8 protein-coding genes are annotated in these 15163 nt (G+C 71.5%); 2 read left to right on the top strand and 6 right to left on the bottom strand.

The genetic code is table 11. The annotated features are described in order from the left end of the window. Positions 1-293 (top strand): tetratricopeptide repeat protein (locus tag VFV89_RS14320; protein WP_329706626.1); only part of this gene is annotated, 293 nt, incomplete at its 5' end. 39 nt (positions 294-332) lie between these two features. On the opposite strand, the gene VFV89_RS14315 is transcribed toward VFV89_RS14320, so the two are convergent. The 6 genes from VFV89_RS14315 to VFV89_RS14290 form a co-directional block, all read right to left on the bottom strand. After that, the gene (locus tag VFV89_RS14315) at positions 333-1103 is read right to left on the bottom strand and encodes an NUDIX hydrolase (protein ID WP_329706625.1); all 771 of its coding nucleotides are present in this window, start codon (positions 1101-1103) and stop codon (positions 333-335) included. A 30-nt stretch (positions 1104-1133) separates the two neighbouring features. Continuing rightward, entirely contained in the window at positions 1134-4745 is a 3612-nt protein-coding gene (locus VFV89_RS14310; protein WP_329706624.1) for an ATP-binding protein, read from the bottom strand. 88 nt (positions 4746-4833) lie between these two features. After that, positions 4834-7047 carry a 1,4-alpha-glucan branching protein GlgB gene (gene glgB / locus VFV89_RS14305; RefSeq protein ID WP_329706623.1) on the bottom strand — a complete coding sequence of 738 codons (2214 nt, stop codon included), beginning with the start codon at positions 7045-7047 and terminating at the stop codon, positions 4834-4836. After that, positions 7044-8450, bottom strand: a complete 1407-nt coding sequence (locus tag VFV89_RS14300) for a maltokinase N-terminal cap-like domain-containing protein (protein WP_329706622.1) — start codon at positions 8448-8450, stop codon at positions 7044-7046. Before VFV89_RS14300 ends, glgB begins: the two co-directional genes overlap by 4 nt. Further along, positions 8447-10291, bottom strand: a complete 1845-nt coding sequence (gene treS / locus VFV89_RS14295; RefSeq protein ID WP_329706621.1) for a maltose alpha-D-glucosyltransferase — start codon at positions 10289-10291, stop codon at positions 8447-8449. Before treS ends, VFV89_RS14300 begins: the two co-directional genes overlap by 4 nt. Positions 10292-10293: 2 nt before the next feature. Then, on the bottom strand, positions 10294-12270 hold the full coding sequence (locus tag VFV89_RS14290) for an alpha-1,4-glucan--maltose-1-phosphate maltosyltransferase (protein ID WP_329706620.1): 1977 nt from the start codon (positions 12268-12270) through the stop codon (positions 10294-10296). 308 nt (positions 12271-12578) lie between these two features. Here VFV89_RS14290 and glgP point away from each other — a divergent pair, with 308 nt between their 5' ends. Beyond that, positions 12579-15155, top strand: coding sequence for an alpha-glucan family phosphorylase (gene glgP, locus VFV89_RS14285; protein ID WP_329706619.1), 2577 nt, complete (start codon positions 12579-12581; stop codon positions 15153-15155). The last annotated feature ends 8 nt before the right edge of the window (positions 15156-15163 follow it).

Here is a 15163-nt window from a genome sequence, read left to right as displayed (position 1 = left end):
GGGCACGCGCGCTGCTGATGCAGCGCACCGCCGGGGTGGACCTGCAGGCTGCCCGGGACGCCGCGGCCGCCGCACCCGACGACGTGGAGGCCCAGATCCTCGTCGCCGACCTCGACCTGCTCGGAGGCCACGTCGACGACGCCTTCGGTCGGCTGCTCGACGTCGTACGACGTACCGCGGGGGAGGAGCGTGACCGCGCTCGGCTCCACCTGATCGAGCTGTTCGCCGTCGTCGGCAACGACGACCCGCGCGTGCTCAAGGGACGCCAGCAGCTGGCGTCCGCGCTCTTCTAGAGCCGGACGAGTCAGCGGGCGGACGGCTGCGGCACCAGCTCAGACCGGGCGCCCGGACTCGGTGTAGACGGGCCCGCCCCCCGACTCGAGCGCGGCGAGCGCGGAGTCGATCCGCCGGGCCGTGAAGTCGGCGCAGAGGTGGTGCACCTCGGTCATCGTGCAGAACCTGACCTGCACGATCTCGCGCGCCTGCGGCACCACGTCGGCCACCAGCGAGGCGTCGTGCACCCCGCCGTCGAACACCAGGCAGACCGCGTCGTCCCAGCCGCTCCACGGTGGCAGCCAGTCGGTGAGCAGGAGCCGGCCGGCCGGGAGCTGCAGCGCCAGCTCCTCCTCGACCTCGCGGGCCACGGCCAGCTGCGGTGACTCACCCACCTCGACGACCCCACCGGGCAGGTCCCAGTCCTGCTTGTAGGTCAGCCGGCACAGCAGCACCCGGCCCTCGCGGTCGCGGATCAGCATCTGGCTGATCGCGCGCTTGCGGGGGAGGAAGGAGTTCAGCAGAGCGCGGAAGCCCTCGGGCTCGTGCGCAGGCAGGTCGTCGGCCAGCCGTGCGTAGACGATCCGGTCCACCGGCTCTCCCTCGACGGTGACCCCGCGCATGATCCCCTCGCGCCGTAGCCCCGACCACGTCGCCACCCGCTGGGCGGTCTTGTCGTCCGGGTCCACCCAGGCCTCGACGCGGCGGTGGTCGGCGAGCGCGGCGGCCACCGCGGCCTGCACGTCCTCGATCGGCTGGCCCGATGGCCACTCCAGCCGGGCCACGCCGGCGCCCACGGTGGTCACGCGCACGGCGGCTGGGTCGGTCACTCCGCCGAGGCTAGCGGGACCATCGGTGCCTCAGGGCAGGAGGCGCTGGGCCAGCGGGACGAGGCCCTCGGCGCCCATGTCCTGGAACAGGTCCCGGACCGTCGTGGCCGCGTCGGTCGCGGTCTCGCCGAGCGCGTGCCGGCACCGGGCCTCACCGAGCCTGGCGTAGGCCTCCTCGAGCGGACACTCGTGCTCGGCCCAGGCCGACGCGGCTTCGGCGTGCAGCGCGACGGCGGTGGTGAGGTCTCCGCGGGCCTCGGCGAGCTCCGCCCGGGCCGAGGCGACGTTGTTGCGGTAGTAGCGCATCGTCGTCGGAGTCTGTGCCACCAGCTCGTCGATCACCTCAAGGTGGTCGGGATCGCCCCCGCCCGCGACCACTCGCGCGATGCGCGGGAGGTACTGGAGCAGGTTCGCGACGGCCTCGGGCGTCCGGACCAGGGCGACGAGGTCCTCCAACAGCTCACCGTGGCGCGCGGTCCCGGGAGGGTGGCACTCCGCGCTGAAGAGCACGAGGGAGGTGAGGAACTCGTGTGTCCCGCCGCGGGCCAGGTCGTACATGGCGGCGCTGAGCGACCGCGCCTCCATCTCGTCCCCGCCGATCCGGAGCGCCCACGCGCGGTAGACCTGGAAGACCACCCTCGACTCACCCTCGTCGACCGCGGACTGGCGCGTGTCGGCCTCCGCGCACCACCGCAGCGCCTCGGCCACCCGGCCGGCCATCAGCAGGCCCTCGATGTGGTTGCCCGCGTTGAGGAGATAGGTCGCCCACAACCCGCTCCGTTCGGCCAGGAGGATCGCGGCCTCACTGTAGGGAAGCGACGCCGTGACCGACGTCGTGAAGTACTCCAGGGTGGCCAGCTCGTCGTGCAAGGAGCTCATCGGGCCGGAGAGCTGCAGCTCCTCGGCCAGCGCCAGGCCGGCGGTCAGATACTGCCGCGCGCTCGGCTCACCGGCCCACAGGGCGCCGTGCCCACGCTGCTGCAGAGCCCGCACCTTGATGTCGCCGGGCAGATCGGGAAGGCGCTCCAGCAGCTCGAAGACCTTCTCCGTGACTCGCGCGGCCTCCGCAGGCAGCCCTGCCGAGTCGTGGTCCGAGGAGAGGTTGAGGTAGGCCTCGACCAGCTCCGGTCCGGGCGGTAGCGCCTCGAGCATGGCGACCGCCTCCCGGGCCGCGGCCGTCGCCTCGGGAGTGCGGAAGAGCTGCCGAAGCTCGATGGAGACGCGGATCATCGCGGCGCCCGCGACCAGCCGCTGGCCGTGATCGTCGGCAGACGCCTGGGCTTCGGTGTAGGTCGCCAGCGCGGCCTCCTCCCGGCCCAGCTTGGAGAGCGCACTGCCCAGGACCAGCAGGCGTGGGGCCCGCTCCGGGTCGTCCCCCGGAGTCAGCGCCAGCGACGCCTCGGCGTGCGTCAGCGCCGCCGCAGGGTCGTGGGAGATCGCCTGGAGTGCGGCCCTGTGCTGCCAGGTCGCTGCGAGCCCCGCGAGACGAGCGTGCGCCTCCGGGTCGGCGTCGACCGAGGTCCACCGGAGGGCCTCCGAGAAGTGGTGCGCCACCAGGGCGGCGTCACCGCTGCGCATCGCGTCGCCGACCGGCTCGGCCAGCCAGCGTCCGGCGAGCTCGTGGAACCGGGCGCGGTCGGCGCGCGGCAGCTCTCCGTAGGCGACGTCTGCGACCAGCGCGTGCGAGACGGCGTACTCCGACTCTCCGGCGATGCTGCTGCGCCGCGAGCGGCGGACGAACTCGCGGCGGGCCAGGTCGCGCATCCGGTCCTCGACGAGGGGACCGGCCGCCGCCGTCAGGTGCCCGACCGCGCCGGACCAGAAGGTGTGGCCGAGCACCGACGCGGCCTGGAGCGAGCGCTTCGCGTCGCCGCCGAGGGTGTCGATCCGGGCCGCGACCAGCGCCTGGAGCGAGCCGGGCGGCGCCGCGAGGTCCGCCTCGGCCGCACCGGCGAGCATCGCGAGGTACTCGCGGACGTAGAACGGGTTGCCGGCCGACCGCGTCAGCACCAGCTCGCGGAGCTCGTCGGGGAGCGGCTCCGACTCAAGCAGGGTCTCCACCAGTGCCGCGGTCTCGTCCTCGCTCAGGGCGGACAGGCTCACGGTGGTCGCGTTGCGGCCGGCGCCCCACGCCGGCACCCGTTCGTACAGCTCGGGCCGGGCCGTGGCCACGACCAGCAGCGGCACTCCGACGGTCCACTCCAGCAGCCGGCCGAGGAAGTCGAGCGTCGACCGGTCCGCCCAGTGCAGGTCCTCGAGGACGAGGACCACGGGGTCGTGCTCGGCGAGGAGCTCGAAGAAGCGGACCCACGCCTGGTGCAGCTCCTCCGGGGCTGCCTCCGCCACCGGCAGCCCGACCAGGGGCGAGAGCCGCGACACGAGCCAGGCTGTCTGGTCGGCCGGTGAGTCGCCGACGAGCTCGGCGACGGAGTCGGTCAACCGGCGCCGGGCCAGGTCGTCGGCATCGCCGTCCCGGACGCCGGTGTACGTCCTGACGATCTGCGCCAGCGCGGCCTGCGCGACCGAGACGCCGTAGGGCGGGCACGTCCCCGTCAGCCAGGTCGTCGGGGTCTCCCCGGCGGCCACCAGGTCGGCGAAGGCCTGCACCAGCCGCGACTTCCCCAGGCCGGGCTCGGCCACGACGGTGACCAGCTGCACCGACGACTCCCGCACCGAGCGGTTGAAGGAGCGCCCCAGCTGAGCCAGTTCCTCCTCCCGGCCCACCATGGGCGGGTCGTCCCCGAGGCGCAGGCCGGCGTCGCGAGTGCCGACGGCCACCCAGCCGTCGCCCCGCTGCTCGAACTCGACCACCGCCGCCGCCGCCGCGCGGGTAGATGCGTCGACCAGCACCGCGCCCGGGGGCGCGTCCGAACGCAGCCGGCGGGCGGTGGGCACGACCGGACCACTGACGGAGGGGCCGGTGACCAGCGCCGCGCCGGTCGCCACCCCCGCGTGCGAGCCCCGGCCGCCGAGCTCGGACACGCCCGCCAGCAGGACGAGCGCGGCCTGCACCGCGCGAGCCGGATCGTCCTCGTGGGACTGCGGTGCGCCGAAGACCGCCGTGAGCGAGACATCCCCGCCCTGCTCGAGCCGTCCGCCGTACCGCTCCACCGAGACGCGGACGAGGGACTCGAACCGGCGCACCAGGTCCTCGTAGTCCTCGGGGTCGAGCCCGATGTCGGGCTCGAGCTCGACGGACAGTGCCGTGACGACCTTGCGCTCCTGACGGGCCGGCGTCGGGGCCGTGACGGCGCCCGCGGGGCCGAGGTCCGGGGCGGTCAGGGCGACGACGGCGCGCAGCAGCGCGTCGGTGTCGTCGAGGAGCGGGCAGTGCAGCGCGTCGAACGGTGCCGGGAGGTCGTCGATGGTGACGTCGGCGGTCCGCACCTGGACGAGCGCGCCCCGCTGGTGTCCCCGACGGGCCTCGGAGTAGACCCACTCCGAGTCCACCGACTGCCGGGTCCAGAGCACGACGACCGCCTGCGCCGCGCCGAGCTCGCGCTGGATGGTCTGCTGGAACCGCTCCCCGGAGCGCAGGTGCCGGTCCCACCACACAGCGAGGCCCTGGCCTTCCAGCGTGGCCGCCACCCGCCGGGCCAGCTCCGCGCTCGCGGAGGCGTAGCTGAGGAAGACGTCAGCCACCGGCGCTCCCCGACCTGGCTCTCATGTCGCCAGATCGTAGGGCTCCGGTTCACCGGACCGCCTCGCGACGCTCAGGGGCTTCGCAAGCTCAGCCCGCAGCTGCTCGTCGGAACCACACCGTCGCCAACGGCGGCACCACGATGTCGGCGTACGCCGGCTGGCCGAGGTGGTCGCCCTCGAGCGCGGTGACCCCGCCCATGTTGCCCACGCCCGAGCCGGTGTAGCCCTCGGCGTCGGTGTTGAGCACCTCTTCCCAGATGCCCGCGGACGGCAGGCCGAGCCGGTAGCCCTCGTGGGGGATCGCCGCGAAGTTGGAGACGCAGACCAGGTCAGGGCCCGACCGGGCGCGCCGGATGAACGAGAAGACGTTGCGGCCGGCGTCGTTGGCGTCGATCCACTGGAAGCCGCCCCGGTCGTCGTCACGCTCGAACAGTGCGGGCGTGCCCTTGTAGACCGAGTTGAGGTCACGGACGAGGTGGGCGACCCCGAGGTGCTCGGGGTGGTCGAGCAGCCACCAGTCCAGCTCGCGGGACTCGGCCCACTCCGACTCCTGGCCGAGCTCGCAGCCCATGAACAGCAGCTGCTTCCCCGGGTGCGCCCACATGTAGCCGAGGTAGGCGCGCAGGTTGGCCAGCTGCTTCCAGCGGTCGCCGGGCATCTTGCGCAGCAGCGACCCCTTGCCGTGCACGACCTCGTCGTGGCTGATCGGCAGGACGTAGTTCTCCGACCAGGCGTAGACGAGGGAGAACGTCATCTCACCGTGGTGGTAGGACCGGTGGACCGGGTCCTGCTCGACGTAGCCCAGCGAGTCGTGCATCCAGCCCATGTTCCACTTGAAGCCGAAGCCGAGACCGCCCGACGAGGTCGGCCCGGTGACCTGCGGCCACGAGGTCGACTCCTCGGCGATCGTGGTGATGCCGGGGGCCCGCTTGTAGGTCGTGGCGTTCATCTCCTGGAGGAACTGCACCGCCTCGAGGTTCTCGCGACCGCCGTATTCGTTCGGCGTCCACTCGCCCTCCTCGCGCGAGTAGTCGAGGTAGAGCATCGAGGCCACCCCGTCGACCCGGAGCCCGTCGGCGTGGAACTCCTCGAGCCAGTAGAGGGCGTTGGCGTAGAGGAAGTTGCGCACCTCGTTGCGCCCGAAGTTGAAGATGTGCGAGCCCCACTCCTTGTGCCAGCCGCGCTGGGGGTTGGGGTCCTCGTAGAGCGGCGTGCCGTCGAAGCGCGGCAGCGCCCACTCGTCGGTGGCGAAGTGGCCCGGGACCCAGTCGAGGATCACACCGATGCCGGCCTGGTGCAGCCGGTCGACGAGCAGCCGGAAGCCGTCCGGCTCGCCGAACCGCGAGTCCGGCGCGAAGTACGACGTGACGTGGTAGCCCCACGAGCCGCCGAACGGGTGCTGCATCACCGGCATCAGCTCGACGTGGGTGAACCCCAGCTCGGAGAGGTACGCCGGCAGCTCCTCGGCGAGCTGCTCCCAGCTCCTGCCGCGCCGCCACGAGGCCAGGTGGATCTCGTAGATCGACATCGGCTCGTGCACGTGCTGCTTGCCCGGCCGTGACGACATCCACTCGTCGTCGCCCCACTGGTAGTGCGACTCGTAGACCTTCGACGCCGTGTCCGGTGGCACCTCGGCCCAGAAGGCCATCGGGTCGGCCTTCTCGCGCCACTGGCCGTCGGCGCCCAGCACGACGTACTTGTAGGCGTTGCCGGCGCCCACTCCGGGCACGAACAGCTCCCAGACACCGGACTGGCCGAGCTGGCGCATCGGGTGCTCGCGGCCGTCCCAGCTGTTGAAGTCGCCCTTGAGCCGCACCGCCCGCGCGGCCGGTGCCCAGACGGCGAACGACGTGCCGGTGACGGGCTCTCCCAGCGGCGGCTGGTAGTGGTGCACGCGGGCGCCGAGCACCGTCCACAGCAGCTCGTGGCGGCCCTCGTTGACCAGGTGCAGGTCCATCTCGCCCAGGGTCGGCAGGAACCGGTAGGGGTCGTCGACGGTGTGCGTGTGGCCGTCGTCGTAGGTCACGTCGACGCGGTAGTCCGGCACGTCCTCGCCGGGGAGCACGCCGACCCAGATGCCCTCGTGCTCGTGGGCGAGCTCGTAGGTCGTGCCGTCCCCGTGCCGCACCACCACCCGCTTGGCGAGCGGCTTGAGGACCCGGACCGTGACGCCGCCCTCGTAGGGGTGCGGTCCGAGGATCGAGTGCGGGCTGCCGTGCTCACCGCGGGCCAGCTGTGTCAGCAGGCCGGCGTCGACGGGGAGGACCGGGGGATGGGTGATGCTGTCCTTCGATGAGGTCATGCCGCTCCGATCCTGGCCACGGCCTGGAGCGGGATCGCCACCCAGGACGGGCGGTTGCGGGTCTCGTAGACGGTCTCGTAGACGGCCTTGTCGGCGAAGTAGGCGTCGAGCAGCACCCGCTGCTCGGGGGACAGCTCGCCACCGGCGTAGGCGTGGAGGAAGTGGAACTTGTTGCGCTCTGACCACTCCTGGGCGCGGGTGTCGATCAGGTCGGCGTCCGCCTCGCTGGTGCTCAGCGAGCGCTGCACCACGCGCGCGGCGTAGTCGAAGCTGCGCAGCATCCCCGCGACGTCGCGCCACGGCGAGTCGGGGAGCTGTCGCTCGGCCAGCGGCTTGGCCGGCTCGCCCTCGAAGTCGACGATCTTCCAGCCGTGCGACGTGCGCAGGGTCTGGCCGAGGTGCAGGTCGCCGTGCACCTGCTGGACCTCCAGCCCGTCCAGCTTCGCGACCGCGGCGAACGCCGCACGCAGCGTCGCGGCGTGCTCCCGCAGCTCCGGTACGACGCCCAATGCGGTCTCGAGCCGGCCGGTCATCGCCGCGGCGAGCTCGGCCGCCTCGGACGCGGGCCTGGTCTCGGCCGGGAAGTGCTCGCGCAGCGTGTGGTGCACCTCGCGCAGCGCCTCGCCGAGCCGGGACGACTCCCCGGCGAAGTCGCCGCCGGAGTCGCGCGCGTGCACCTCGGGGTCGGCGTAGAGCGCCCGGACGCTGGCCAGGGCAAGGTCCCACCCGTCGCTGGCCGTGCGCAGGAACTGCTGGAGCATCGCGAGCTGGAGCACGTCGTCGCCCTCGTCCAGCCGGGTCTCGAGCCAGCCGTAGAGCGCCGGGACGTGCTCGGACCCGGCGCGGGTGAGCACCTCGTGGACGGCGATGTCCGGGTTGACCCCGGGCGTCACCTTGCGGAACACCTTCATCAGCGAGTCCTCGCCGTAGGCCACCGAGGAGTTGGACTGCTCCCCGCTGAACAGCGTGGAGGAGGCCTCGAGGTCCAGCTCGTGGCCCGGCAGCCGGTGGAACTCCAGGCCGCCCTCGGTCGACTCGGCGGCGAACGCGCGCAGCCAGAGCGCCATCGCGTCACGGTCGTGCGCGGCGTCGTAGGCGTGTTGCCAGCCGCGGTCCGGGTCCTCCCACCAGCCGACGAACGCGTGGTCGAGCCGGTGCTCCGCGTCCTGGTAGTAGACCAGCGGCACCTGGTAGAGCTCGGTCTCGGTCGCCTCACCCGGGCTTGCGCCGGCGTCGGTGTAGGTCACCTCCACCAGGTGGATGAGGACGAGGGGTGGGCCTCCCGGCAGCTCGCCCACGGTGCGTACGTCGGTGACCGAGTAGGGGCGGCCCTTGCCGCCGAACCAGCGGGTCCGGTCGAGGAACTCCGAGAAGACGGAGGGGTCGAGATGGGAGGGGGTCACAGCAGCTGCGCCTCCTCGACGTCGGCCGGCACGAGCCGGAACCAGTAGAAGCCGTAGCCGCCCAGCGTCAGCAGGTAGGGCAGCTCACCGATCCGCGGGAACTCCACCCCGCCGATCAGCTCCACCGGCCGCAGCCCCTCGAACCGCCGCAGGTCGAGCTCGACCGGCTGCGGGAAGCGGGACAGGTTGTTGACGCAGATGATGACCTCGGTGGACCCGTCGTCGGTGACGTGCTCGCGGGCGTAGCTGAGGACCGACGGGTTGGAGCCGCCGAGGTCGGCGAAGGAGCCGAGCCCGAACGCGTCGTAGCGCCGCCGCGCCTGGATCATCCGCCGGGTCCAGTGCAGCAGCGAGGACGGGTTCTCGAGCTGTGCTTCCACGTTGACACTCTGGTACCCGTAGACCGGGTCCTGGATCGCGGGCAGGTGGAGCCTCCCGGGCGTGGCCGACGAGAAGCCGGCGTTGCGGTCCGGCGTCCACTGCATCGGGGTGCGGACGCCGTCGCGGTCACCGAGCCAGATGTTGTCGCCCATCCCGATCTCGTCGCCGTAGTAGAGGACCGGCGACCCGGGCAGCGACAGCAGGAGCGCGTTGAACAGCTCGATCTGGTTGGTGTCGTTGTCGAGCAGCGGCGCCAGACGTCGGCGGATCCCGATGTTGGCCTTCATGCGGGGGTCCTTGGCGTACTCGTCCCACATGTAGTCGCGGTCCTCGTCGGTGACCATCTCGAGCGTCAGCTCGTCGTGGTTGCGCAGGAAGATGCCCCACTGGCAGCCGGAGGGGATCGGCGGCGTCTGCTCGAGGATCTCCGAGATCGGGAACCTGGACTCCCGGCGTACCGCCATGAAGATGCGCGGCATCACCGGGAAGTGGAAGCACATGTGGCACTCGTCGCCGCCCGACTCGTAGTCGCCGAAGTAGTGCACGACGTCGGCCGGCCACTGGTTGGCCTCGGCCAGCAGGATCTTGCCGGGGTACTTCTCGTCGACGTACCTGCGCAGCCTCTTGAGGAAGGCGTGGGTCTCGGGGAGGTTCTCGCCGTTGGTGCCCTTGCGCTCGTAGAGGTAGGGCACGGCATCGAGCCGGAACCCGTCCAGGCCCATGTCGAACCAGAACGAGACCGCGTCGAGGATCGCCTGGTGGACCGCCGGGTTGTCGAAGTTGAGGTCGGGCTGGTGGCTGAAGAACCGGTGCCAGTAGTACTGCTGGCGGACCGGGTCCCAGGTCCAGTTGGACGGCTCGGTGTCGACGAAGATGATCCGGGCGTCGGGGTAGTTGTCGTCGGTGTCGGACCACACGTAGAAGTCGCCGTAGGGGCCGTCCGGGTCCTCGCGGCTGGCCTGGAACCACGGGTGCTGGTCGCTGGTGTGGTTCATGACGAAGTCGATGATCACGCGCAGGTCGCGCTGGTGGGCCGCGTCGAGGAACTCGTGGAAGTCCTCGACGGTGCCGATCTCGGGGAGGATGTCGGTGTAGTCGGAGACGTCGTAGCCACCGTCGCGCAGCGGGCTGGAGAAGAACGGCGGGATCCACAGGCAGTCGACGCCCAGCCACTGCAGGTAGTCGAGCTTCTCGATCAGCCCCTGGAAGTCCCCGACGCCGTCGCCGTTGGAGTCGCGGAACGAGCGGACCAGCACCTCGTAGAACACCGCGGTCTTGAACCAGTCGGGCGTGCTGCCCTCGGAGTCGGGGAACGGGTCGGTGTCCGGCGGTGCCTCGGTGTTGACGTGGGTGGGCTCCACGCCGTCGACGGTCGCGACCTCGACCGGCGGCGCCGCCATCGCGTCCGTGGCTCCGGGGGCCTGCGTGGTCTCGGTGTCGGTCCTCGCCTTCGGGGTCACCGTCAGCTCCTCACGCTCAGGATGTGCGCGGGCTCGTAGCCGGGGTCGAGCCGGACGTAGTTGTGCTGGCTCCAGCTCCAGTCCTCCCCGGTGATCTCGTCGTGGACCGCGAACGAGTCGCCCCAGCTGCGCCCGAGGGCCGGCAGGTCGAGGTGGACCGTCGTCTCGCGGGTCGCGTGGGGGTCGAGGTTGACCACGGTGATGACGGTGTCGGTCCGCCCGTGCTCGAGGGTCGCGCTCTTGGAGAAGACCAGCACGTTCTCGTCGTCGCTGTGGTGGATGACGGTGTTGCGCAGGAGCTGCAGGGCCGGGTGGTCGCGGCGAATCTCGTTGAGCCGCGTGAGGTACGGCGCCAGGGTGCGTCCCTCGGCCGCGGCGGCGTCCCAGTCACGGATCCGGATCTGGTACTTCTCGCTGTCGAGGTACTCCTCGCTGCCCGGCCGGACCGCGACGTGCTCGAACAGCTCATAGCCCGCGTAGACGCCCCAGCTCGGCGAACCCGTGGCGGCGACGGCCGCGCGGACCTTGAACGCCGCCGGGCCGCCGTACTGGAGGTAGGCGTGGAGGATGTCGGGGGTGTTCACGAAGAAGTTCGGCCGCATCACGTGGTCGGACTCGTGGGACACCTCGTGGAGGTACTCCTCGAGCTCCCACTTGGCGTTGCGCCAGGTGAAGTAGGTGTAGCTCTGGTGGAAGCCGACGGCGCCGAGGCCGTGCATCATCGGGGGCCGGGTGAACGCCTCGGACAGGAAGACGACGTCGGGGTCGGTGCGGCGGACCTCCTTGAGGAGCCACTCCCAGAACGCGACCGGCTTGGTGTGCGGGTTGTCCACCCGGAAGATCCGGACCCCGTGGTTCATCCAGTGCTTGACGACGCGGAGCACCTCGCGGCAGATGCCGACCGGGTCGTTGTCGAAGTTCATCGGGTAGATGTCCTGGTACTTCTTCGGCGGGTTCTCGGCGTAGGCGATCGTGCCGTCGAGCCGGGTGGTGAAGAACTGCGGGTGGCTGGTCACCCACGGGTGGTCGGGAGCCGCCTGGAGTGCGAGGTCGAGGGCCACCTCGAGGCCGAGGTCGCGGGCCCGCGCCACGAAGTCGTCGAAGTCCTCGATGGTCCCGAGGTCGGGGTGCACGGCGTCGTGGCCGCCGTGCCTGGAGCCGATCGCCCACGGTGAGCCCGGGTCGTCCGGCCCGGGGTCGAGGGTGTTGTTGGGCCCCTTGCGGTTGACCTCGCCGATGGGGTGGATCGGCGGCAGGTAGATCACGTCGAAGCCCATCGCGGCGACCGCGTCGAGCCGCTTCGCGGCGGTCTTGAAGCTGCCGCTGACGACCTTGCCGTCGGGGCCGATGCTCGCCCCCTCCGAGCGCGGGAAGAACTCATACCAGCTGCCGAACAGCGCTCGCTTGCGGTCGGCGTACGCCGGGTAGGGGCCCTCGACCGTGAGCAGCTCGCGGATCGGGTGTGCCTCCATCGCGGCCACGAGCTCCGGGTCCTGGAGCACCGCGAGCCGCGCGGCGGGGGGCCGGCCCGGGTCACCGGCCGCGTCGATCGCCCCCTGCAGCAGCCTGCCCTCGCGGCTGGCCGGGTCGACCTCGGCGAGCACCTTCTCGCAGAGCAGCTTGCCCTCCTCGAACATCAGGTCGACGTCGACGCCGGCCGGGATCTTGAGCCCGGCGTTGTGCTCCCACGTGGCGATCGGGTCCGACCAGGCCTGGATCTCGAAGGTCCAGGCGCCGGGGGCGTCAGGGGTCACCCACGCGTCGTACCGGTCGGGGACGGACTCGTGCTTGACCATGCGCACCGGTGGCCGCCGGCTGCCGTCCGGCGCGGTCAGCACCACCTCTGCGGCGAGCCGGTCGTGGCCCTCGCGGAAGACGGTCGCGCGCACCGGGAACGGTTCGCCGACGGTCGCCTTGGCCGGCTGTCGACCCAGGTCGACCACGGGCATGACGTCCATGACGGGGATGCGTCCGACCATTTCTCCAACCTAGCGAGGGCGCGGGGTGGCGGCGCAAGGCCGCTACGCGCCGCGCAGTACCCATGTGGGGGGCGAAGCTCGCGGGGGTAGACGACACGAGAGGCGGGCGGGTGCGTCCCCATGTCGCACCCACCCGCTCCAGACGTCCAACGAGATCGCATCCGTTGCGTTATGCCGTCCCTGACGGACTGGACCACCCGGGATGAGACGGGCGTGACCTGGGCGTGGCGAGAGCGTGACGAGAGCGTGATGAGTTCGCGTGGGTGAGGGCTTGGAACGATCAAACAACTCACGCTAGCGTCGGGCGGGTGCGTGCGATCCGACGTTTCACCGTCCGCCCCGTGCTCCCGGAGCCGATCTCGGCGCTCGGTGACCTGGCCAACAACCTGAGGTGGTCGTGGCACCCGCCGACCCAGGACGTCTTCGCCTCGGTCGACCCCGACCTGTGGGAGTCCACCGGGCGTGACCCGGTCAAGATGCTCGGCGAGGTGACCAAGGCCCGGCTCGAGGAGCTGGCCGCGGACGAGGGGTTCTGCGAGCGGCTCGGCGCCGTGGAGCGCGACCTCTCGGGCTACCTCTCCGAGGACCGGTGGTACCAGCGCCGGGTCCAGGACGGACCGCACGCGATCGGCTACTTCTCGCCCGAGTTCGGCATCACCGCGGTGCTGCCGCAATACTCCGGCGGCCTCGGCATCCTGGCCGGAGACCACCTCAAGGCGGCCAGCGACCTCGGGGTGCCGATCGTCGGTGTCGGGCTGCTCTACCGGCACGGCTACTTCAAGCAGTCGCTCTCGCGCGAGGGCTGGCAGCAGGAGAGCTACCCCGTCCTCGACCCCGACGGGCTCCCGATCTCGCTGCTGCGCGAGCCGGACGGCAGCCGGGCCACGATCGCGATCGACCTGCCCGACGGACCGCCGCTGGTCGCCCGGATCTGGGTGGTCCAGGTCGGCCGGGTGCCGCTGCTGATGTTGGACACCGACGTCGAGGGCAACCCGCAGCACTACGTCGACGTGACCGACCGCCTCTACGGCGGCAACAGCGAGCACCGGCTGCGCCAGGAGCTGCTGCTCGGCGTGGGCGGCGTCCGGGCGCTGCGCGTCTACTGCCGGCTGACCGGGCACCCGATGCCGGAGGTGTTCCACACCAACGAGGGCCACGCGGGCTTCCTCGGCATCGAGCGGATCCGCGAGCTCACCGTCGAGGACGGCGGTCCGCAGGTGGACTGGGACACCGCGCTCGAGATGGGCCGCGCCTCGACCGTCTTCACCACCCACCCGCCGGTGCCCGCGGGCATCGACCGGTTCCCGCGGACTCTGGTGGAGCAGTACTTCGGCGACAAGGGCGCCACGCCCGGCGTACCGCTGGAGAAGCTGCTCGCACTCGGCACCGAGGACTACGACGGTGGGGACCCGACGGTGTTCAACATGGCGGTGATGGGGTTCCGGCTGGCCCAGCGGGCCAACGGCGTCTCGAAGCTGCACGGTCACGTCAGCCGGGAGATGTTCAACGGGCTCTGGCCGGCCTTCGACGAGGCCGAGGTCCCGATCGGCTCGATCACCAACGGTGTGCACGCCCCGACGTGGGTGGCCCGGGAGCTGTTCGACCTCGCGGCCGCGCAGGGCGCCGACACGCACACCGATGACGTCGACGCCTTCTGGGCCGCCGTCGACAAGGTCCCTGCCATCGACGTCTGGGCGGCGAAGCGGCAGCTGCGCGAGCGGCTCGTCCTCGACGCACGCCGCCGGCTCACGAAGTCGTGGCAGGCGCGCGGCGCCGCCAAGGCCGAGCTCGCCTGGATCGACAACGCGCTCAGCCCCGACGTGCTGACGATCGGCTTCGCCCGGCGCGCCGCCTCCTACAAGCGGCTCACGCTGATGATGCGCGACCCGGAGCGGCTCAAGAGCCTGCTGCTGCACCCCGAGCGGCCGATCCAGATCGTCATCGCCGGCAAGGCGCACCCGGCCGACGACGGCGGCAAGAAGCTGATCCAGGACATCGTCAAGCTCTCCGACGACCCGGAGATCCGGCACCGGATCGTCTTCCTGCCCAACTACGACATCGCGATGGCGCAGCCGCTCTACCCGGGCTGTGACGTCTGGCTCAACAACCCGCTGCGCCCCTACGAGGCGTGCGGCACCTCCGGGATGAAGGCGGCGCTCAACGGCGGCCTCAACCTCTCGGTGCTCGACGGCTGGTGGGACGAGTGGTACGACGGCGACAACGGCTGGGCCATCCCGACCGCCGACGGGGTCGACGACGTCGACCAGCGTGACGACCTCGAGGCCGCCGCGCTCTACGACTTGATCGAGAACGACGTGGCCCCGCGCTTCTACGACCACGACCACGACGGCGTACCGACCCGCTGGCTGGAGATGGTCCGACACACGCTGAAGTCGCTCGGGCCGAAGGTGCTGGCGACCCGGATGGTCCGCGACTACGTGCGCGACCTCTACGCGCCCGCCGCTGCCAACACCCGGCTGCTCAACGCCGACTACGCCGGCGCGGCGCGGCTGGCGGCCTGGAAGAAGCGGGTCCGGGCCGGCTGGCCGTCGGTCCGCGTCGAGCACGTCGAGTCCTCCGGGGTCGGCGACGCCGCCGAGGTCGGCGCGGTCCTGAGCGTGCGGGCGTTCGTCTCGCTGGGCGACCTCGAGCCGGACGACGTCCACGTCCAGGTGCTGCACGGCAAGATCGACAGCAACGACGTGCTCACCGACATCACGGTCAAGGACCTCGCGATGGCCGAGTCCTACGACGGCGGCCGGTTCCGGTTCGACGGCGACGTCGAGCTCGACCGCGGTGGACCGTTCGGCTACACGGTGCGGGTGATCCCCAAGAACGACCTGCTCACCTCGGTGGCCGAGCTGGGCGTCGTCGCGGTCGCCTGACGGCGCAC

This window comes from Nocardioides sp. (assembly GCF_036274455.1).
In the GTDB taxonomy this organism is placed as follows: domain Bacteria; phylum Actinomycetota; class Actinomycetes; order Propionibacteriales; family Nocardioidaceae; genus Nocardioides.
The sequence above is the reverse complement of the archived record's forward strand: the minus strand, read 5'-3'. Positions and strand labels throughout refer to the sequence as shown.